Source organism: Opacimonas viscosa (assembly GCF_024199005.1).
Lineage (GTDB): Bacteria > Pseudomonadota > Gammaproteobacteria > Enterobacterales > Alteromonadaceae > Opacimonas > Opacimonas viscosa.
The window spans coordinates 94,771-114,746 of the sequence record NZ_JANATA010000004.1; the positions used below are offsets into that span (position 1 = coordinate 94,771).

The 19,976-nt window shown below is 40.6% G+C and carries 20 protein-coding genes and 1 tRNA gene; 17 read left to right on the forward strand and 4 right to left on the reverse strand.

Annotated elements, in window-relative coordinates; translation table 11 throughout:
• The first annotated feature begins 8 nt into the window (after positions 1-8).
• The 7 genes from NLF92_RS03860 (at position 9) to NLF92_RS03890 (ending at position 6,949) form a co-directional block, all read left to right on the forward strand.
• Entirely contained in the window at positions 9-1,304 is a 1,296-nt protein-coding gene (locus NLF92_RS03860) for a DEAD/DEAH box helicase (RefSeq protein ID WP_254099091.1), read from the forward strand.
• A 158-nt stretch (positions 1,305-1,462) separates the two neighbouring features.
• Positions 1,463-2,131 carry a histidine phosphatase family protein gene (locus NLF92_RS03865; RefSeq protein WP_254099093.1) on the forward strand — a complete coding sequence of 223 codons (669 nt, stop codon included), beginning with the start codon at positions 1,463-1,465 and terminating at the stop codon, positions 2,129-2,131.
• Between the two features lie 30 nt (positions 2,132-2,161).
• Positions 2,162-3,139, forward strand: coding sequence for an NADPH:quinone oxidoreductase family protein (locus NLF92_RS03870; protein WP_254099181.1), 978 nt, complete (start codon positions 2,162-2,164; stop codon positions 3,137-3,139).
• 113 nt (positions 3,140-3,252) lie between these two features.
• Positions 3,253-3,846, forward strand: coding sequence for a sigma-70 family RNA polymerase sigma factor (locus tag NLF92_RS03875; RefSeq protein WP_254099095.1), 594 nt, complete (start codon positions 3,253-3,255; stop codon positions 3,844-3,846).
• Positions 3,839-4,363 (forward strand): hypothetical protein, encoded by a 525-nt coding sequence (locus tag NLF92_RS03880; RefSeq protein WP_254099097.1) that lies wholly within the window; start codon positions 3,839-3,841, stop codon positions 4,361-4,363. Before NLF92_RS03875 ends, NLF92_RS03880 begins: the two co-directional genes overlap by 8 nt.
• A 30-nt stretch (positions 4,364-4,393) precedes the next feature.
• Entirely contained in the window at positions 4,394-5,014 is a 621-nt protein-coding gene (locus tag NLF92_RS03885; RefSeq protein WP_254099099.1) for a DUF3106 domain-containing protein, read from the forward strand.
• 138 nt (positions 5,015-5,152) lie between these two features.
• On the forward strand, positions 5,153-6,949 hold the full coding sequence (locus NLF92_RS03890; protein ID WP_254099101.1) for an acyl-CoA dehydrogenase C-terminal domain-containing protein: 1,797 nt from the start codon (positions 5,153-5,155) through the stop codon (positions 6,947-6,949).
• A 164-nt stretch (positions 6,950-7,113) separates the two neighbouring features.
• On the opposite strand, the gene NLF92_RS03895 is transcribed toward NLF92_RS03890, so the two are convergent.
• Entirely contained in the window at positions 7,114-8,040 is a 927-nt protein-coding gene (locus NLF92_RS03895) for a LysR family transcriptional regulator (protein ID WP_254099103.1), read from the reverse strand.
• 288 nt (positions 8,041-8,328) lie between these two features.
• On the opposite strand from NLF92_RS03895, the gene NLF92_RS03900 reads away from it, so the two are divergent.
• From NLF92_RS03900 to rpsO, 8 genes are all read left to right on the forward strand, one after another.
• Positions 8,329-8,631 (forward strand): 4a-hydroxytetrahydrobiopterin dehydratase, encoded by a 303-nt coding sequence (locus NLF92_RS03900; RefSeq protein WP_254099105.1) that lies wholly within the window; start codon positions 8,329-8,331, stop codon positions 8,629-8,631.
• Positions 8,632-8,901: 270 nt separating this feature from the next.
• Positions 8,902-8,978: transfer RNA gene (locus tag NLF92_RS03905), tRNA-Met, on the forward strand.
• Positions 8,979-9,141: 163 nt separating this feature from the next.
• Positions 9,142-9,600: a ribosome maturation factor RimP gene (gene rimP, locus NLF92_RS03910; protein ID WP_254099107.1), complete on the forward strand. Its 459-nt coding sequence runs from the start codon at positions 9,142-9,144 to the stop codon at positions 9,598-9,600.
• Positions 9,601-9,627: 27 nt separating this feature from the next.
• Positions 9,628-11,112, forward strand: a complete 1,485-nt coding sequence (nusA, locus tag NLF92_RS03915) for a transcription termination factor NusA (protein ID WP_254099118.1) — start codon at positions 9,628-9,630, stop codon at positions 11,110-11,112.
• A gap of 26 nt (positions 11,113-11,138) precedes the next feature.
• Complete coding sequence (gene infB, locus NLF92_RS03920) at positions 11,139-13,745, forward strand: translation initiation factor IF-2 (RefSeq protein WP_254099120.1); 2,607 nt, start codon at positions 11,139-11,141, stop codon at positions 13,743-13,745.
• Between the two features lie 66 nt (positions 13,746-13,811).
• A complete protein-coding gene (gene rbfA / locus NLF92_RS03925; RefSeq protein WP_254099122.1) occupies positions 13,812-14,234 on the forward strand; it encodes a 30S ribosome-binding factor RbfA in 423 nt (140 codons plus the stop codon).
• A gap of 2 nt (positions 14,235-14,236) precedes the next feature.
• Positions 14,237-15,193, forward strand: coding sequence for a tRNA pseudouridine(55) synthase TruB (gene truB / locus NLF92_RS03930; RefSeq protein WP_254099124.1), 957 nt, complete (start codon positions 14,237-14,239; stop codon positions 15,191-15,193).
• A 147-nt stretch (positions 15,194-15,340) separates the two neighbouring features.
• Positions 15,341-15,610: a 30S ribosomal protein S15 gene (rpsO, locus tag NLF92_RS03935; RefSeq protein ID WP_254099126.1), complete on the forward strand. Its 270-nt coding sequence runs from the start codon at positions 15,341-15,343 to the stop codon at positions 15,608-15,610.
• A gap of 88 nt (positions 15,611-15,698) precedes the next feature.
• Here rpsO and pheA read toward each other — a convergent pair whose 3' ends face one another.
• The 3 genes from pheA to yciH all read right to left on the reverse strand — a co-directional run bounded on the left by pheA (position 15,699) and on the right by yciH (position 18,276).
• Complete coding sequence (pheA, locus tag NLF92_RS03940) at positions 15,699-16,880, reverse strand: prephenate dehydratase (RefSeq protein ID WP_254099127.1); 1,182 nt, start codon at positions 16,878-16,880, stop codon at positions 15,699-15,701.
• Between the two features lie 197 nt (positions 16,881-17,077).
• Positions 17,078-17,878, reverse strand: coding sequence for a response regulator (locus NLF92_RS03945; RefSeq protein WP_254099128.1), 801 nt, complete (start codon positions 17,876-17,878; stop codon positions 17,078-17,080).
• Between the two features lie 80 nt (positions 17,879-17,958).
• Positions 17,959-18,276, reverse strand: coding sequence for a stress response translation initiation inhibitor YciH (yciH, locus tag NLF92_RS03950; protein ID WP_254099129.1), 318 nt, complete (start codon positions 18,274-18,276; stop codon positions 17,959-17,961).
• Positions 18,277-18,504: 228 nt separating this feature from the next.
• Between yciH and NLF92_RS03955 the strand changes: the two genes are divergently transcribed.
• Both NLF92_RS03955 and NLF92_RS03960 read left to right on the forward strand, forming a co-directional pair.
• Positions 18,505-18,846, forward strand: coding sequence for an STAS domain-containing protein (locus NLF92_RS03955; RefSeq protein ID WP_254099130.1), 342 nt, complete (start codon positions 18,505-18,507; stop codon positions 18,844-18,846).
• A gap of 107 nt (positions 18,847-18,953) precedes the next feature.
• Positions 18,954-19,967 carry an extracellular solute-binding protein gene (locus NLF92_RS03960; RefSeq protein WP_254099183.1) on the forward strand — a complete coding sequence of 338 codons (1,014 nt, stop codon included), beginning with the start codon at positions 18,954-18,956 and terminating at the stop codon, positions 19,965-19,967.
• Positions 19,968-19,976: the final 9 nt, after the last annotated feature.

Genomic DNA, 19,976 nt, shown 5'->3' on the forward strand with positions numbered 1-19,976 from the left:
AAGAACATATGAAATTTTTAGAACTAGGGTTATCCCCGAATATCCAGAAAGCCCTAGATGAGTTATCTTATATAGAACCCACACCAATCCAAGCTCAAGCTATCCCAGAGATTCTTAAAGGATCAGATGTACTTGCCGCAGCCCAGACTGGTACAGGTAAAACAGGTGCTTTTACATTACCTTTAGCCCAAATGTTACATACAGCTACTGGACCCAAAGCAAAACCTAACCATATCAAAGCGTTAATTGTTACACCAACCAGAGAGTTGGCTGCTCAAGTTTATGAAAGTGTGGTGGGTTATGCGAAACATACTGATTTGAAAGCTGTGGTTGCCTATGGTGGTGTTTCGATTAATCCGCAGATGAAATTTTTACGCAAAGGTTGCGATATTATGATCGTTACGCCTGGACGCCTATTAGATTTATATGAACGAAACGCAGTTAAATTTACACAACTAGAAACGCTCGTTTTAGATGAAGCAGACAGAATGTTAGATATGGGTTTCATCCATGACATCAAAAAGATCATCAAACTTCTGCCCAACAAACGACAAAACTTACTATTTTCTGCTACGTTCTCAGATGACATTAGAAAGCTATCCAGTACGATTGTTAATAACCCTGTAGAAATCACAGTTTCCCCCAGAAATACGGCATCCGAAACAGTCGAACACTCAGTCATCCAAGTTGAGAAGTCGAAAAAATCAAAGCTTCTGACAGCGGTTATAAAAGAAAATAATTGGCAGCAAGTATTAGTATTTACGCGAACTAAGTCAGGTGCCAATAGACTAGTTAAGCAATTATCAGAACGTGGGTTGGAAGCGGCAGCTATCCATGGCAACAAAAGCCAAGGAGCAAGGAATAAAGCATTAGCGGGTTTCAAATCAGGTGATATACGGGTGTTAGTCGCTACGGATATTGTTGCTCGTGGTATTGATATTTCAGAATTACCAAACGTAGTGAATTATGATTTGCCAAATGTACCAGAGGATTATGTTCATCGTATCGGACGAACTGGACGAGCTGGTTCCAGTGGTAGTGCTTTATCGTTTGTGACTATTGATGATATAGAACAGCTCAGTGCGATTCAAAACCTTATTCAACAAATTATTCCAATCGTGCATGTTGAAGGTTTGTCTTTAAGTAAACCTTTGCCAGAAAAACCTTTAAAAGCTGTTAAGCCTAAAAAACCTAAAAAGCCTAAGAAGCCAGCGAGTAAAAAAGTATACAACATGGAACTACAGGGCCGTCGCAAAGCACGTAAACCGGCAGGTGGCAATAAACCCAGAACAATCGGGCATTAATTAAATACGTACATCGCGTTTATATTTGTACTGCCCAATATTTGTATAGCTCCAAAAATTCATGATACTAATGGTGATGTATCATGAATTTCATCCGTATTTTTGCTTGTTTTTGTTATGATGATTAGATCAAAATATAAGAACAAGCAGAGAACATAATGCAGTTAATTACCTTAGTCAGGCATGGGCAAGCCTCTTATGGCGCAGTCAATTACGATAACCTTTCTGAACTAGGCCATGCCCAAACACTAGCATTGGGAAAAGCAGTCGCTGAACAACAGATTTGTCCTGATGTTTTAGTGGCAGGTGGTATGCAACGCCATACCCAAACGGCACAAAATATTGCTGCAGCATTACCAATTCAACCCGATGCCACACCTTACCCAGCATTTAATGAATTTGCTTTTAGAGAAGTTGTTGATAGTTTTTTAGCTAAAAATCCTCATGAAACACCTTTGTCTGATGCACCAAGAACGGCTTTTTATCGGGTGCTAAAACTGGCTATGCAGGCATGGAGTAAGGATGAGTTAGATGACTTATCAGAAACTTATGCTGGTTTTCAAACTCGTGTTGTTAAAGGCGTGGTTCAACTGCAAAAAGATTTTCCTGAAGCCAAGCATATTATGGTGAGTACCTCTGGTGGAGCAATTGCTATGTATTTGGGGTACGTCTTGGGCTTAACAGCAGATAAGACTGTTGCGACTAACTTACAAATCTATAATAGCAGTTTACATCGTTTTCTGGTCAATACTGATACAAGTTATTTGACTGGCTTTAATGATGTCGCTTATCTACACACACAACCTAGTATGTTGACTTATTCTTAAGGAATTATAATGATTGATCATGTCCCAACAATGCAGGCGTTAACGTGTCAAGAGTTTGCACCTATCGATGCTCATAGTGTCGAAAGTGTTGCTATACCTGTAGCCAAACCTCATGAAGTATTAATTAAAATCGAAGCTGCTGGAGTCAATTTTCCTGATGGTCTTTTAGTACAAGGGCTGTACCAAATGCGTCCAGCGTTTCCATTTACCCCTGGTGCTGAAGTGTGTGGCACAGTGGTTGAGGTAGGAGTTGAAGTAAAACATCTTCAGCCTGGAGCAAAAGTGATTGGTTGGTGCATGCTAGGTGGTTATGCCGAATATGTCGCTGTCCCAAGTAATCTGGTGATGCCAATCCCTGATACATTTGATGCGCAACAAGCTGCGGCTCTAATGACAGCACATGCGACAGCTCATCATGCCTTAAAGCAACGTGGACAGTGCCAAGCTGGAGATATTGTTTTAGTGACTGGCGCGGCTGGTGGTACAGGCACTGCTGCGGTACAAATTGCAAAACAGATGGGGGCAACTGTGATTGCCGCTTGTTCTACAGATGAAAAATGTGAATTCGCCAAAGCACAAGGCGCCGATCATACAATTAATACTTCTACTCAAAGTATCAAAGAGCAAGCAAAAGCAATCACACATGGTCAGGGCGTTGACATTGTCTATGAATGTGTCGGAGGGGATATTTTTAATCAATGTGTAAGTGCACTTGGGTTTGGTGGCCGGCTTCTCGTTATTGGTTTTGCCGGTGGAGAGATTCCTAAGTTTTCAGTTAATCTCGCTTTAGTTAAAAGTATTGCCATTGTAGGTGTGTACTGGGGAAGTTTTACTCAGCATGATTATTCTAGTTTTCAAGAAAACATGGCTGAGTTAATGGGGTGGTTTGCCCAAGGCACCATCCAAGTGCATATTGACCGGGTCTTTACTTTACAAGATGCAAACGCAGCTTTGAGTTATGTAGCATCTCGTCAGGTAAAAGGTAAAGTGGTATTAGTGCCTAAATAGAAAACTTAAGCCGACTAAACCCGAAATACACAAACTATTTGTTATTCATGTCAACTTTTACTCCTCTCCCTCGTTATACTAACTAATACACTGACTAAATTGATAACTGATAAATGACAAAATCAGAAATACATAAACTTGAAAGCTTTTTTTTAGCGAACCAGCAAAAAGCTTTTCTGTTTTGTCAGTATCGTGGACTGTCTGAGCAAGACAGCCTAGATATTATCCAAGACACCATGTTGCAATTTTACAAGCATTATTCACATAAAGCAGAAAGTGATTGGGCGCCATTATTTTTCACTGTGCTACGCCACAAACTGATTGATAAGCAGCGCTGGTTAAGTCTACAAAACAAGTTATTTTTTTGGCAGAAAACAGGCAACGATGACACATCAGATAGTCACAATATTGAGTTAGCAGAAAGTTTGTTTGCCGCTCATGCTGAGTTAAACAAAAGTGAGTGGACAGATAACGAATGCAAGAATACGGAATACGCAGTAGCGCATGCACAAGGCTACAAGAAATTAATTAATACAATACAAATGTTACCGGAAAAGCAACAAAGTGTATTTTTATTAAAAACGATTAATGAATTTTCTGAACAGCATATAGCAGAAGTATTAGGTGTGAGTGTCGGAACAGTGAAACAGCATTACGCCCGAGCAAAAAAACAACTTCAACATTATTTAGGTGAGCAAGATGACTAACGATGACCATACAACCCCTGGTGCATCTATGGGTACCCAGAACGATAATGTTAACCAAAAATTTAGACCGCAAACCCCTCGGGGATACGCAGAACTTTGTTCAGTATTGGGGCAGCAAGCAACCACGTTACACAAAGATATTCAGATGAAACTGTCTGCTAATACGAGCAATGTGATGCAGCAAATAGCAAACCAAAATAATGTTACCGATAGACAGACTAATACATCGTTTACTCCGGCAGTGACGTTATATTTTACTAAAGTATGCACCTTGCTTGGTCTTCGCCCTATGTCTTTACCAAAGTTTGCTTTTTCGACAGGAACTTTGGCATCTGTTGTCCTGTTTAGTTTCTTATTTTTACCCCAACTACAAACTAACGACAATGTGCCAGTACCAGCATTGCCTTTTTTGTCATCACCCACTTTATTAGAAGTAGTCATCACGACGAGTGAAGAAGACTTATTAGTGATTGAAGATTTAGATTTATATGAAACGCTATTAAATGAGCCACTATAAAATATTTAGACCAACAAAGAGTACAGTATTATGAAAAATACCAAGCAAAGTCATTACCGTTTATTAAAAACAACCTTATTAGGAATGAGTTTAAGTCTACTAACGCTATCGGTATCTGCCGTCGAATGGACTTCTCTAAATAAGAAGCAGCAAAAAGCATTGGCTGAGTATGAATACACCTGGCCTGATATTCCTGAAACGGAACAATTAACACTTATTCGAAAAGCAGATCGCTGGGCAGAAATGTCTCCTGAAAAAAGGCAGAAAGCCAAACAGCGAATGGCTAAACTAGCTGAGATGTCAGACGAAGAAAGAGCTGAATTTAAAAAACGCGCAAAACGATTTAAAGCCCTTCCAGAAGATGAAAAAAGAAGGTTGAAAGAACGTCGGAAAAAGTTTGAAAATTTGAGTGAAGAGGAAAAAGCTGAAATTAAAGCTCAGATGAAAGCTAAGAAGGAAGCATTTGATGCATTGCCTGAATCTGAAAAAGCTCAGATCAAAGCACAAAGAAAAGCACAGAGAGAATTTTTTAAGAATCTTGATAAGGCTGAGCGCAAAGCGTTGAGTGAACAGATGAAAGGACTCAGCAGGGAAGAAGCGAAACAGTTAAGACAACGCTATTACAACGAAGCTATGGAGAAAAATTCTTAACATATTTATAACGACACCTAATAACTCTCCATAAAATCAATAAAGTATGTTTATTCAAGAGCCTCGCATAGTATGCCACTATGTGAGGTTTTTTTGTGCCTCAAATTTGTTACACGTTTAATGATTTAGGAAATGAATATGCAAAATTATGTAGCGCCTAGTCAAGACACACTCTTTGTGCTGAATGAGTTGTTTGGGTTTGAAAAGCATTATCAGAAACTGGGATTTGCGGATGCAACGCCTGATCTTATTGAAGCTATCTATGCCGAAGCTGCAAAATTTGCAGAAAATGTCCTAGCACCCATCAATGCTAATGGCGATGCTGAAGGTTGTCATTTTAATGATGGCGTAGTCACTACACCGCAAGGTTTTAAAGAAGCATACGCCCAATACGTAGAAGGTGGATGGCCATCTATGGCTCAGCCTGAAGAATATGGCGGTCAGGGTTTACCATACTCTATGGCAACCGCTATGGCAGAATGGTTTTCCGGTGCTAATCACTCTTGGGCGATGTATCCAGGTTTGAGTGCAGGCTGTATGGAAACGCTCAAAGCACACGGCACCGAAGAGCAAAAACAACGTTTTCTCACGAAATTAATTTCTGGTGAATGGACTGGAACCATGTGTCTAACCGAGCCGCATTGTGGTTCAGATTTGGGAATGTTGAAATGTAAAGCAGAGCCTAACCCTGATGGGACTTATAGCTTGACCGGAACCAAAATTTTCATTTCAGCTGGTGAGCATGACATGTCTGAAAACATCATTCATATTGTACTTGCTAGATTACCTGATGCACCTGCTGGTACCAAAGGTATTTCTTTATTTATCGTACCTAAATATCACGTAGATGAAAGCGGCAATAAAGGCGCTAGAAATACAGTTAAGTGTGGCTCGATTGAACATAAAATGGGGATCAAAGGCAGTGCCACTTGTGTAATGAACTTTGATGGCGCTACGGGCATACTTATTGGGCCTGAAAATCGCGGTTTAAATTGTATGTTTACTTTCATGAATATCGCGCGAATAGGCACTGGTCTCGAAGGTTTATCTGCCTCTGAAGCAGCATTTCAAGGAGCATTAGCTTATGCACAAGACCGTGTTCAGTTTAGATCATTAACCGGTACAAAAAATCCAGATGGTCCAGCAGACCCAATTATTGTACATCCCGATGTGCGACGTATGTTATTGACCCAAAAAGCATTTGCGGAAGGGAATCGCGCTTTGGCGATAAAATGTATGCAAATGGTTGATATCACAATGTATGGTGAAGATGGTCCAGAAAAGCAATTAGCCGATGCCAAGTTGTCTTTGTTGACCCCGATTGTCAAAGCATTCTTAACGGAAACGGCTTTGGAGGCGACATCACATGGGATGCAAGTTTATGGTGGTCATGGATATATTGCGGAGTGGGGCATGGAGCAATTAGCCCGAGACACGCGAATATCAACGATGTATGAGGGCACAACGGGCATTCAAGCTATTGATTTGTTAGCCAGAAAAATCATGGGGTCAAATGGCGAGTTGTTGAAAATCATGCTGCAAGAAATTCATGGATATTGTGCCGAAGTACGTGGACACACCCAATTTAGTGCAATGGCCAACGACATCGTTTCACATTGTGACGAATGGCAGCAGGTTACAGCTGAGATTGGTCAAGCAGCAGCAAAAAATCCAGACGAGTTGGGTGCAGCAGCCGTCGATTACCTCATGTACTCTGGCTATATTATGGTGGGATATATGTGGTTACAGATTGCTGTGAAAGCGCAAGAGAAATTAGATGAAGGTAGTGGTAACAAAGATTTCTATGAAGCAAAATTGCACACTGCACAATTTTATTTTGATCGTTTACTCACCAGAACCCGTTCGCATATTGCGGCGATACGGTCAGGTGCAAATAACTTGATGGCAATGGATGCCACACTCTTCAAGGTATAAGTAACTAGTTTAATTCTCCTAAAGACATTGGGCGCCGCAATATTTCGCTACAGAAAATTGCGGTGCAGAAAAAAGCGTTTTAGTGAACAAGCGCCCAATGTTGGCAATGGAGTTTGAGTGAAAAGCATAGCTTTCTGGTTATCAACAATTATCAATAGTTTAAATCAAACAGCCTCTTGCATACGTGCGTCATGTGACTGGTAGGTATGCGCAATTGCCATGATTTGTTCACGCATCCAGCGGTGCGCATGATCATCTTCCATGGATATATGCCAATACAAAAAGTACTCTAGAGGAGGTACTTTGAATGGCAGTTCAAAAATAGCAACATCGTAATGTTTTGCTAAATGATAAGGCAAACAAGCAATCATATCTGTTTTTACCAGCGCACTGGGGACAGTTAAAAAATGTTGAGAACGGAATTTAATTCGCCTCTTATGTCCGAGTTTGTCTAACTCAATATCAATTAAACCTTGTGCCTGTGGGTTTTGTGACACATTGATATGGTCCAGCTGTAGGAAAGTCTCCATCGACAAACCTTGACGCAATTCTGGATGGTTCTTTTTGGCCACTACCACGTATCGGTCATTAGCGATTTTATGCTTGGATAGATGTGGGTCACTAAAGGTCGTTGCATCAGCAAAAAAATCTAAATGTCCATTGGCCATTTCTGAGACAATTTTGTTATACCCAATCTCAAAGTTGGTGAGCGTGATATTCGGTGCTTGATTTTCTAGTTGGGTGAGTAGTCGGGGAATGATACTGGCTTCCAGTAAATCACGACTAGCAAAGTTAAATTGTTTTTTGGCAATTAAAGGATCAAATATATGGCTAGCCTGAACACTTTTACGGAGTAACTCCAAAGCTTCTCTGGCAGGAACAATAATATTTTGCGCTACGGGAGTAGGTGTCATGGTATGCCCAGTTCGGACAAACAGAGGATCATTTAGCAGATCACGTAAACGTGACAAAGAATTACTCACCGCAGGTTGTGTGATACATAAAACATCTGCTGCTTTAGTTAAGCTTCCCGCCGTATAAATCGCGTCGAAAACGGCAAACAAATTCAAATCAATTCTGTGTAGGTTCATAAGTATCCGATGTATCCATGCCAAAGATGGATGAATTATTATTAGTTATGGTTATGGATTACGTAACATAATATAGATTAGATTAATAGAAAAGAAAAAAATCCCCAATAAATAGAAAACAGTAAATGCATTCAGCACTAATGTTCAATATTGTAAAGCGGATATAAAAAACAACAGTAGAGTTTTTGTTACAGCAGTTGCTGATATGAAATTATTTTACCAAGCACTTACTTTCTCCTTAGACCAAATTGGCGTATAAATACAATGAATGAAAAACTGGAATCACACATGGCTGAAAAATATTCTACGACGCAAATACAAGCTGCGTTGCTTGAACTCAATACCTCAATTCCTGACATTGAGCATTGGCAAGTTAAGGACGGTAAACTTTGTAAAACATTTATATTTAAATCATTTATTCGCGCTTTTGGTTGGATGGGGCAAATTGCTATTTGGGCTGAAAAAATGAACCATCATCCAGAATGGTCTAATATATACAACAAAGTCAAAGTGGAACTCGTCACCCATGATGTGGGTGGGATCAGCGAACTAGACTTTAAACTCGCAAATAAGATGGAAATGTTTAAATAAGCCATAGGTATCTGGCTTTATAAAAGCGATTCCACATTTTAGATAAGAACCATATCAAGACGTACAGGTAAAAACGTTGCGTATTACGTTGTTAGATATGACTTACTTGATGTTTTAATCAGCATTTATCAGATTTTTTGTACGATTGTGTTATAAATTAAGCAGTCAGTACATTTATATTATTTAATTTGCGAATAACGGTTGCACACAAAGGTATGGCATGTATAATACGCACCACTTGAGAGGACATCCTCTTAAACCAGTTTCAAGCGCGGAGTGGAGCAGTCTGGTAGCTCGTCGGGCTCATAACCCGAAGGTCGTAGGTTCAAATCCTGCCTCCGCAACCACATACCTATTATTGTGTGTTATGAGATAGTTTCATGTAAATCATATAATATAGTGGACTAGGGTCCAATTAGTTTCAAAAGCCCCTGCTTGAAAGGGGCTTTTTTCGTTTTTGTGATATGAAAAATGGGCTACAGGCCCTTTTTTTATTTCTGGAGTAAAGATTTGTCAAAACTTGAACAAACATTAACTGAAATGTTAACGCCAGCAGCAGAGTCTCTAGGCTTTGAGATGGTCGGTGTAGAGTTTGTACGCGCTGGAAAACATTCTATTTTGCGTTTATTTATAGATCATCCTGATGGTATTTCAGTTGATCACTGCGCAGAAGTATCATTGCAAGCGAGTGCGATACTCGATGTAGAAGATCCTATCTCTACAGAATATAATTTAGAAGTATCATCACCAGGTATGGATCGTCCATTATTTAAGGCGGCCCATTACGCAGCAGTAGTGAATGAAGTGGTAGCAGTTAAACTGCGCATGCCAATGGGTGATAGAAGAAACTTTAAAGGTAAATTAATCAGCTGTGACGATGACAATATTGTTGTCGAGGTGGATAATGAAGTATTCACACTAGCTATTTTAAACATTGAAAAAGGTAACGTTGTGCCCACCTTTGACTAGGGCCACAATCAACGGGAATTATGCATTATGAGTAAAGAAATCTTATTAGTTGCAGAAGCGGTATCTAATGAAAAAATGGTACCCAAAGAGAGTATCTTTGAAGCTTTGGAATTCGCAATTGCAACCGCTACTAAAAAGAAAAATGAAGGTGAGATTGAAGTTCGTATCGCGATTGACCGCGATACTGGTGAATTTGATACTTTCCGCCGTTGGTTGGTTATTGCAGACGATCAAGAGCAAGAGAATCCATACGCAGAAATGACATTGTCAGCGGCACAAATTGATGAGCCAGATATTCAGTTAGGCGACTACGTCGAAGATCAAATCGATTCAATTGCATTTGACAGAATCACAACACAAACGGCTAAACAAGTTATCTTCCAAAAAGTACGTGAAGCAGAACGTGCACAAATGATTGCAGAGTATGAAGATAAAGTCGGTGAGTTAGTGACCGGTACGGTGAAAAAAGTTAACCGTGACAGTATATTAATTGACTTAGGTAACAATGCTGAAGGTGTGATTTACCGTGATGACATGTTACCACGTGAAACTTTCCGCCCAGGTGACCGTGTACGTGGTCTATTATATGTAATACGTCCAGAAGCGCGTGGCGCTCAGTTATTTATCTCACGTACAAACCCTGACATGATTACTGAATTATTCCGTTTGGAAGTGCCTGAGATTGCAGAAGAAACATTAGAGATTAAATCGGCAGCTCGTGATCCTGGCTCACGTGCTAAAATTGCTGTTAAGACAAATGATAAACGCTTAGATCCTGTTGGTGCGTGTGTCGGGATGCGTGGTTCACGTGTCCAAGCGGTTTCCAGTGAGTTAGGTGGTGAGCGAGTTGATATCGTATTGTGGGATGAAGAAGCGCCACAATTTGTGATTAATGCAATGGCACCTGCAGAGGTAGCACGCATTGTTGCTGACGAAGATACTATGACAATGGATGTAGCGGTTGAACCAGATAACTTAGCACAAGCTATCGGTAAATCAGGCCAAAACGTTCGCCTTGCTAGTCAGTTGACTGGTTGGGAATTAAATGTAATGACGGTTGAAGATTTAGAAGCTAAACAATTAGCCGAAAATTCTCAAGTGGTAGATTTATTTGTTGAAGCATTAGATATTGATGCAGATTTCGCGACATTATTAGCGGATGAAGGTTTTAGTAATCTTGAAGAGATTGCTTATGTACCAGTAAACGAATTATTAGATGTTGAAGGATTAGACGAAGATATCGTAGAAGAACTACGTAATCGTGCACGTGATTATCTAACAACAAAAGCATTGGCTAACGAAGAATCTTTTGAGCCAAAAGAAGAACTGTTAAATCTAGAAGGCATGACGCAAGAAATTGCAATTGCTTTAGCAAAACGTGGCGTGACTGATCTAGAAGAGTTAGCCGAACAAGGTACTGATGATATTGCTGATATCGAAGAACTTGATGAAAAAACTGCAGGCGATTTTATAATGGCTGCACGTAATATCAAATGGTTTAGCGAAGAGTAATTAGCAGTACAGGATAGGAGAGGTTAATGTCAGAAGTGTCAATAGAAAAACTCGCCAGTGATATTAAAACACCATTGGACCGTTTAGTGCAGCAATTTAAAGATGCTGGCTTAGATAAAAAGCCTGGTGACAATGTTACCGAAGGTGAAAAGAAACAGTTGTTAGATCATTTAAGTAAAGCGCATGGTAATTCAGGTGAAGTAGCGCCGCAGAAAATGACGCTAAAACGCAAGACTACTAGCACATTGAGTGTTGGTAAATCGAAAAACGTTAAAGTTGAAGTGCGTAAAAAACGGACTTTCGTTAAGCGTAGCCCTGAAGAAGAGCAACGTTTAGCTGCCGAAGAAGCAGCACGTCAAGCTGCTGAACAGGCCAAACTTGAAGCTGAACAAAAAGCAGCTCAAGAAGCAAAAGCACTAGCTGAAGCAAAAGCACGTGAAGCGGAAGAAGCAAAACGTAAAGTTGCCCAAGAAGCTGCTGCACGAGCAGAACAAGCCAAGAAAGAGGCAGAAGAGCGTCGTAAAAACGAACCGCAAATGACTGCTGAAGAAAAAGCAGCACAAGAAGCTGCACGTAAAGAAGAAGAGCGCTTGCGTAAGAAACAAGAAGAAGAAGCGCAACGCAAACTTGAAGAAGATGCGAAAAAAGCAGCTGAGGCTGCGCGTAAACTTGCTGTGGAAAACGAACGTCGTTGGAAAGAAGAAGAAGAACGTCGTAAAGCTCAAGAAGCAGAAGAAGTTCACGTGCATTCTAACCGCTATGCTCAAGAAGCTGAAGATCAAGAAGATGCACAAATCGAACAACGTGGTTCACGTCGTCGCAAGCGTAACAAGAAAGCGGCGGATGGTTTGAAGCAAGGCTTCAATAAGCCAGCTGCACCGGTAGAACGCGTTGTTAAATTAGGTGAGACGATCACTGTAGGCGAACTTGCTAGTAAACTAGCGATTAAAGCCAATGAAGTTATCAAAACCATGATGAAAATGGGTGAGATGGCTACAATTAACCAAGTTTTAGACCAAGATACAGCGGTTTTAGTTGTTGAAGAAATGGGCCATAAATTTGAACTCGTTAATGATAATGCTCTAGAAGATGAATTAATCGCAGATACGAGTGATGGTGAGAAAGCCTCACGCGCACCTGTTGTTACCATTATGGGTCACGTTGACCACGGTAAAACATCATTACTTGATTATATCCGTCGTGCAAAAGTTGCTGATGGTGAAGCTGGTGGTATTACACAGCACATCGGTGCTTATTCTGTTGAAACAGAAAATGGTAAAATCACTTTCTTAGATACCCCAGGACACGCCGCGTTTACTGCAATGCGTGCCCGTGGTGCTACAGCGACTGATATTGTTATTATCGTTGTTGCTGCGGATGATGGTGTGATGCCACAAACCAAAGAAGCGGTTCAGCACAGTCGTGCTGCAGGTGTTCCTTTGATTGTTGCCGTCAACAAAATGGATAAAGAATCTGCGGATCCTGATCGTGTTAAAACTGAACTTTCTCAACTCGAAGTTATTTCTGAAGAGTGGGGCGGTGAGCACCAGTTTGTTAATGTTTCAGCCAAGACCGGTCTGGGGATTGATGAATTATTAGAAGCCATTAATTTACAAGCTGAAGTACTCGATTTACAGGCAGTACCAACTGGACCTGCACGAGGCCTAGTGATTGAATCTCGTTTAGACAAAGGCCGTGGTCCAGTGGCTTCGGTATTGGTCCAAGAAGGTGAAATCAAAGCCGGTGACATCTTATTATGTGGCTTAGAATACGGTCGTGTTCGAGCGATGCGTGATGAGAATGGTAAAGAAGTAAAAATTGCCGGACCATCTACTCCTGTTGAAGTATTAGGTTTATCAGGTGTTCCAGTTGCAGGTGAAGATGCGCTTGTCGTTAAAGACGAACGTAAAGCACGTGAAGTAGCTAGCAAGCGTTCGATTAAACAACGTGAGTTAAAACTGGCTAAACAACAAAAAGCGAAACTAGAAAACATGTTTGCGAACATGGAAGCTGGTGATGTATCTGAGCTAAATGTGGTTCTGAAGGCTGACGTTCAAGGTTCAGTAGAGGCTATCTCTGAATCATTAATCAAGCTATCTACTGATGAAGTTAAAGTCAATATTGTTGGTTCAGGTGTCGGTGGTATTACCGAAACTGATGCAAGCTTAGCCGCAGCATCAAGCGCTATTGTCGTTGGCTTCAACGTTCGTGCTGATGCATCTGCACGTCGTGTTATCGAAGCAGATGAAATTGATTTACGTTATTACTCTGTTATTTATCATCTAATTGATGAAGTTAAAGCCGCTATGAGTGGTATGTTAGCACCAGAGTTTAGACAAGAAATTATCGGTCTAGCTGAAGTACGTGATGTATTTAAGTCACCAAAAATTGGCGCGATTGCCGGTTCAATGGTGACTGAAGGTGTCATCAAGCGTAACAGTCCTATTCGTGTTTTACGTGAGAACGTAGTTATCTATGAAGGTGAACTAGAATCTTTACGTCGTTTCAAAGATGACGTTATGGAAGTTAAGAAAGGTATCGAGTGTGGTATCGGCGTTAAAAACTACAACGATGTAAAAGTGGGTGATCAAATCGAAGTATTTGAAACCGTAGAAGTTGCACGCGAACTTTAATTTCACTTTTACAATCTATTGCAACGGAGGCGGTATGCCTCCGTTTCTATTTTGAGGAATAATAATATGGCACGTGAATTTTCTCGTACTGATAGAGTTTCACAACAAGTTCACAAAGAAATAGCGAACATTATCGATCACGACTTAAAACACCAAGCGCCAGAACTTGGCTTTGTTACTGTATCTGGTGTTGAGATTTCTCGTGATTTGGCACACGCCAAAGTATATGTCACGCTGTTAGAAATGGACCCAGCTAAAATCAAAGAAACTATGGCTATTCTTGAAGAAGGCAAAAGTTATGTGAGAGGGTTGTTATCGCGTCGTGTGCGGATGCGTAATACACCTGCATTAAAGTTCATTTTGGATAGCTCGATTACCGAAGGTATGCGTATTTCTAACTTGGTAACACAAGTGATCCGCGATGAAGATGCCAAGGCTGGTTCAGACGGTGATAGCGATGCTACAGACACCCCAGAGTTAGATAAATAACCATGGGTAGAAGACGGAAAGGTCGTGATATATCAGGTGTTTTCTTACTTGATAAACCATTGGGTGAGTCGTCTAATCGGGTCTTGCAATGGGTTCGAGCTATCTATGGCGCGAGTAAAGCTGGCCATACTGGTGCCTTGGACCCTTTAGCATCCGGTATGTTGCCGATCTGCTTAGGTGAAGCCACTAAATTTTCACAGTTTTTGTTAGATGCGGATAAAACATACGAAGTCACCGCGACTTTAGGTGTGCGCACCGATACTTCTGACGCAGCAGGCGAAGTGGTTGAAGAAAAGCCAGTGACGGTGTCAGCCGATGAGATTCAGCATGCTTGTTTAGCCTATCTAGGTAAAAGTAAACAAGTCCCATCGATGTTTTCAGCATTAAAGCACGAAGGTAAGCCTTTGTATTGGTATGCCCGGCAAGGTATTACCATTGAGCGTCCGGCACGTGATATAGAAGTATTTGCTTTATCGGTTGATGCTATTCGTGGTATTGGCACAAACAATAATGTCGAAGTTGATATGACAGTACATGTTTCAAAAGGGACTTATATTCGTTCTTTGGTCGATGATATCGGTCAAGATTTAGGATGTGGTGCATTTGTCAGTAAATTACATCGTAGCCAAGTGGCAGGTTATCCGAGTGAAAAAATGCTACCTTTTGCTGAGCTGCAAGCGTATGTCGATAAATATCAAGACGAGCGCTTTACACATATTGATGCTTTGTTACTCCCCATTGATACACCGTTGTATGCCTTAGCTTCGAATGTCGCTACTGAAGAGCAAATGCAAGCACTCAAACACGGTATGGCTATCTCTGCAAATGGCGATTTCTCGGTAGGTGAGCAAGTGAAAGTATATGGACCCAATAAGTGTCTACTCGGCGTCTGTGAGATGGGCACTGATGGTATGTTACAGCCGAAACGACTGGTGGTGTACTCGGACATGATTGACTAAGTTGTATTGACTAAATTTGGGGTAAATATCCTGTAGAAATATGCTTATTGCCTTGAATTTAAGTTAGATATCCGTATAATGCGCCATTCTTCGACATAGCTGAATTAGTGATTGGCTATGTTTACATTTAATTTTTTGGAGATAATTATGTCACTAAGTACTCAAGAAACAGCAGCAATCATTGCTGAATATGCGACTAAAGAAGGCGATTCAGGTTCTTCTCAAGTACAAGTTGCTTTGTTAACGCACAACATTAACAAGCTTCAAGGTCACTTTAAAGAGCACAAGAAAGACCACCATTCACGTCGTGGTTTATTACGTATGGTTAGCCAGCGTCGTAAATTACTAGATTACTTGAAAGGTCGTAACCTTGAAGCATATCAAGATTTAATCAAACGTCTAGGCCTACGTCGCTAAGATAGTTGATACTTCGCTTATAAAAAACCCCGAAAGTTAGACAAAACCTTCGGGGTTTTTTTTGAGCTTATGATTAACGATTTAGTGGTTAATCAGTTAAGGCTGCTACTGCAGAAACCGCGGTGTGCTTTATATCTTCAGATGGGTAACATCCCAAGACTTTACAAAAGCGTGTTGTGGCCTTTAACTGCTCGATCGCTTGTTGCATCTTGCCATCTTGTAAGTTGCCCTCAATATCTAAATAAAACATTTCTTCCCAAGGGTTGCCGTTGATAGGACGGGATTCTAACTTTGTCATGTTGACGCCATTCTCTTTTAACACCATCAGTGCATCTACCAATGCGCCTGGCGCTTGGGTCGTGGCCATGACTAACGTTGTTTTTGCTGGTATTTGTAAGGGAACTGTGACCGCATTTTGTGCTACCACAATAAAGCGTGAATGGTTTTCTTTTTGATTGGCAAGGTTCGATTCAATCACCGATAAGCCGTACAGTTTACCGCCTGCTTCTGAACCCATTGCCGCTACGTCAGGACGATTTAGTTCATTGACTTTCAACATGGCTGCTGATGTGCTGTCAGCTGGAATCACTTCTATATCAGACAGTTTACCCAAAAAGTGACTACATTGTGCGAACACTTGAGGGTGGGCATAAAGAGTACGAATATCCTCTAATTTGGTATCAGTAGCGACCAATAAACAATGCTGAACAGGGTGGGTTAACTCACCCACGATACTTAATCGGGTATGTTGAAGTTGGTCATATACTTCGTTAATACTACCGGACGAGGTATTCTCAATCGGCAATACCGCATAATCAGCTTGATTGGATTCTACGGTTTCGATGATTTCTGCAAAGCTGTCACAACCAATTTCTAACAATTCACCGGAGCGGCGTGAGAAGTATTTTTGTGTTGCTAAGTAGCTATATGAACCTTTGCTCCCCAAAAAGGCAACACGGTTTAATGGTGTGGCTAAATCAGGGTTCGCCTTGGCGGATAACAATGCTTGTTGATTCAAAACGGAATCTTCAATGATCACATGAAATAATTTTGTGACGTAGTGCGGATCCAAACCAAATTTTTGACCGGTTTTGATCAAACTTATAAGTAATTGTTCTTCTCTTTTAGGATCCCTAACATCGATCCCTTCAGCGATCTTTGTCGCTGCAACTTGGTTAGTTAACGATTGACGTTCTGCTAACATTTCGAGCAAATTTTTGTCTAAAGCAGTGATTTTCTCACGAATAGGTAATAGCGGATTATCTGACATGTTTCCTCACACATAAAAAAACCTCCTGATGGAGGTTTGCGCACTACAAAGCCTCCGTCTAAACGGGCATAAAAAATGTAGTGTTAAAAAATAAATGATTCATCATTAGAATTTACTGGAGGTGAGCAGATAAATCAATGCTTATATGGTCTTATCTGCCGTTTTTGAGCAATTAACAAAATAATCTACTCAGACTCTTAGTCTGCTAGGAGGGCCTGTAACATATGTTTAACTTCTGCAGGCTCAAAAGGCTTGTCGCATAGCGCATTCACGCCGGTTTGTTGAATGTTCGACATATGCGGACTATCTTGGGACTCCGAGGTCACCATGATAATCGGTATATGCGAAGTTTCGGTGTTAAAGCGGATGAATTCGGATAATTCACGACCATCCATTTCAGGCATGTTGTAATCGGTGACGACCAGATCAAAGGCTTCATCTTTGATCATCGTGAGTGCTTGTGAGCCATTTTCAGCTTGTTTGATTTTGGTTAAACCCATGCCATTAAGGACCCTAACAATATGGTTTCGAGCCATCATTGAATCATCCACAACTAAGACTCGTACACTGACAACATCAAATGAATCTAATTCGATTTCATCTTGGTTAATCATTTGTAAGGTGGCATTTAGTGCTCGTTTTAAATGAATTTCATCAAAGGGTTTGGGGAGTATCGCGACCACCCCAGCTTGTTTAAATTCTTCGAGCTTTTCTAGACGCGTTTCACTTGATATCAACATGTAAGATATCGTGGCTAAACGTTCATCGGCTTTAATATAAGTGACCAAGTCAATGCTACTGCCATCGCTTAAATGCAGAGCAGAGATCACCAAATCTGGCAGGTCTTTAGCGAGATAATCTTGTGCCTCTGCAATCGTGCTAACGGTAGATACGCTAGTAACTAAATTAGCTTCTAAGTGTTTAAGAATGATTTTTTTCTGTGTATCAGAAGGCTCAATCAATAAAACATGAAGGTCATGAAGTTGTATATCGTGCATTAGTCACCTTTTGGAATACCTAGTAAATGTGATAAAAAAAGAGGGTGACAGTGTTATGCTAATACACATACACAGGTTAATTAACCACCTGCTAATTTTACCGTCATTCCTAATTTTTCTAAGTGCGCTTTGATTTTTTCACGCGCATCACCTTGAATCTCAATATTGTTGTCTTTTACTGAACCGCCACAACCACAGGTTTGTTTGAGTTGTTTGCAGATTTTTTTCAAATCGTGCTCCAAAGGATTAATCCCTTTAATCACACTCATCCCTTTGCCTTTACGCCCTTTGGTTTCTTTCTGGATCCTGACAATACCATCGCCAGTAAACGCAACAGGTGATTCCTCGGTGGGACGAATTCGTCCAGTTTCAGTACTGTAAACTAAGTTATCGCTCATGGTATGCATTCCATTAATGAAATTATAAAAGATAAATTTTTTTTCAACTGAACTCTCAGTTTCTGTAGTTTATCGTCGATAACCATGTATGACAAAAAAGAATCATTGTTTGGTGGGATTTTTGCTAACTCGAGACTCAAAAATACCCACACAAAAGATATGACACAATTATAGTTCTTTTTTGCCACTTTGATGGACAATTGTTGATTTATTATATGGAGATAAAAAATGGAATTTACCTACAACAAGGAACAAAAATTTATTCAGGTCCAAACCCCGAAAAATTTTGATTTCAACATAGTAAACGCTTTTTTTGATGTGTTTAGAGATTCCAGTTCAGATTTACACTCTATAGACATTGATATGTCACATACAGATTATGCAGATAGTGCTGCTTTGGGTATGGTCTTACATATTATCCAAGAATATCCAGATACCAGTATTCGCTTGCTGAACGTCAAACCTAAAGTCTATCGCGTCTTTTATATTGCTAGGTTCCAAGACATGATTCAAATTCTTCCTCAAGGTCAACACACAGAAGATGAGCAAAATCAGTTAATGGCCGCTTAATTGTCTTTTTTAGGCAACCTTAAATCACGCAAATACTAATTCGCTATTGAGAATTATTCTCAATAGCGTTATCATCTGAATCGTTCAAAACGTTCAGGAAAACAATGATGAAAATCTCCAGAAAGGCTTCTCTCCTCGGTTTATTATCTACTGCGTTAATTGCTTCGTTACCGTTAAATGCGACTGAATTAAATGTCTATTCTGCTCGTAAAGAAGCGCTGATCAAGCCATTACTCGACCGTTTCGCAGAGCAAAATGATGTAACGATTAATCTGGTGACAGGTAAAGCGGATGCTTTGATATCTCGCTTAAAAAATGAAGGCCAATTTTCTCCCGCTGATGTCCTGATCACCACCGATGTGGGTCGCCTACAAAGAGCAAAAGATATGGGATTAACTCAACCCATTACCTTAGCTGAATTCCCTAACAGTGAGTTTCATGACGCAGAACAACATTGGGTGGCATTAACCAAACGTGCTCGTCCTATCATGGTCTCGGTAGACAAGATTGACGAGTATAAGATCCAAAGTTACGAAGATTTGACCAAACCAGAGTTTGCCGGAAAAATTTGTGTCCGTTCATCTGCAAATATTTATAATCAGTCTATGGTAGCGGCCCTTATTGCACAAAAAGGGGAACAGTACGCCCAAGATTGGGCCACTGGTTTAGTCAAAAATTTTGCCAGAAAACCTAAAGGTGGTGACCGTGACCAAATCAAAGCGATTGCCGCAGGCGTTTGTGATATTGCGTTAGCAAATACCTATTATCTTGCCGCAATGCAAAATGCAGATGCCGCACAACAAAAAGCTGCACAAGCGGTCAGTGTCGTCTGGCCTAATCAGTCTGATCGCGGGGTTCATATCAACATCTCTGGTATTGCTGTTACCAAATATGCTCAACACAAAACCACCGCAGAAGCACTCATCGCTTTTATGCTCACCCAGGACGCACAAAGCTGGTATGGTAAAACGAATCATGAATACCCAGTCGATAGCACTATTGAATGGTCAGATACGCTGACTGCATTAGGAACGTTTAATGGTGAATCTATACCTATCGGAAAAGTGGGTGAGTTAAATGCTCAAGCTGTGAAGATCATGGATAGAGCCGGCTGGTTATAAGAAGATAAT

What these genes read in the sequence shown, in the direction of transcription:
- pheA (WP_254099127.1), bottom strand. Translation starts at nt 16,880, where the DNA reads ATGTCAGATAATCCGCTATTACCTATTCGTGAGAAAATCACTGCTTTA.
- NLF92_RS03860 (WP_254099091.1), top strand. Translation starts at nt 9, where the DNA reads ATGAAATTTTTAGAACTAGGGTTATCCCCGAATATCCAGAAAGCCCTA.
- NLF92_RS03875 (WP_254099095.1), top strand. Translation starts at nt 3,253, where the DNA reads ATGACAAAATCAGAAATACATAAACTTGAAAGCTTTTTTTTAGCGAAC.
- NLF92_RS03945 (WP_254099128.1), bottom strand. Translation starts at nt 17,878, where the DNA reads ATGCACGATATACAACTTCATGACCTTCATGTTTTATTGATTGAGCCT.
- truB (WP_254099124.1), top strand. Translation starts at nt 14,237, where the DNA reads ATGGGTAGAAGACGGAAAGGTCGTGATATATCAGGTGTTTTCTTACTT.
- NLF92_RS03900 (WP_254099105.1), top strand. Translation starts at nt 8,329, where the DNA reads ATGGCTGAAAAATATTCTACGACGCAAATACAAGCTGCGTTGCTTGAA.
- rbfA (WP_254099122.1), top strand. Translation starts at nt 13,812, where the DNA reads ATGGCACGTGAATTTTCTCGTACTGATAGAGTTTCACAACAAGTTCAC.
- NLF92_RS03880 (WP_254099097.1), top strand. Translation starts at nt 3,839, where the DNA reads ATGACTAACGATGACCATACAACCCCTGGTGCATCTATGGGTACCCAG.
- yciH (WP_254099129.1), bottom strand. Translation starts at nt 18,276, where the DNA reads ATGAGCGATAACTTAGTTTACAGTACTGAAACTGGACGAATTCGTCCC.
- rpsO (WP_254099126.1), top strand. Translation starts at nt 15,341, where the DNA reads ATGTCACTAAGTACTCAAGAAACAGCAGCAATCATTGCTGAATATGCG.
- infB (WP_254099120.1), top strand. Translation starts at nt 11,139, where the DNA reads ATGTCAGAAGTGTCAATAGAAAAACTCGCCAGTGATATTAAAACACCA.
- NLF92_RS03870 (WP_254099181.1), top strand. Translation starts at nt 2,162, where the DNA reads ATGCAGGCGTTAACGTGTCAAGAGTTTGCACCTATCGATGCTCATAGT.
- NLF92_RS03885 (WP_254099099.1), top strand. Translation starts at nt 4,394, where the DNA reads ATGAAAAATACCAAGCAAAGTCATTACCGTTTATTAAAAACAACCTTA.
- NLF92_RS03890 (WP_254099101.1), top strand. Translation starts at nt 5,153, where the DNA reads ATGCAAAATTATGTAGCGCCTAGTCAAGACACACTCTTTGTGCTGAAT.
- nusA (WP_254099118.1), top strand. Translation starts at nt 9,628, where the DNA reads ATGAGTAAAGAAATCTTATTAGTTGCAGAAGCGGTATCTAATGAAAAA.
- NLF92_RS03960 (WP_254099183.1), top strand. Translation starts at nt 18,954, where the DNA reads ATGAAAATCTCCAGAAAGGCTTCTCTCCTCGGTTTATTATCTACTGCG.
- NLF92_RS03955 (WP_254099130.1), top strand. Translation starts at nt 18,505, where the DNA reads ATGGAATTTACCTACAACAAGGAACAAAAATTTATTCAGGTCCAAACC.
- NLF92_RS03865 (WP_254099093.1), top strand. Translation starts at nt 1,463, where the DNA reads ATGCAGTTAATTACCTTAGTCAGGCATGGGCAAGCCTCTTATGGCGCA.
- NLF92_RS03895 (WP_254099103.1), bottom strand. Translation starts at nt 8,040, where the DNA reads ATGAACCTACACAGAATTGATTTGAATTTGTTTGCCGTTTTCGACGCG.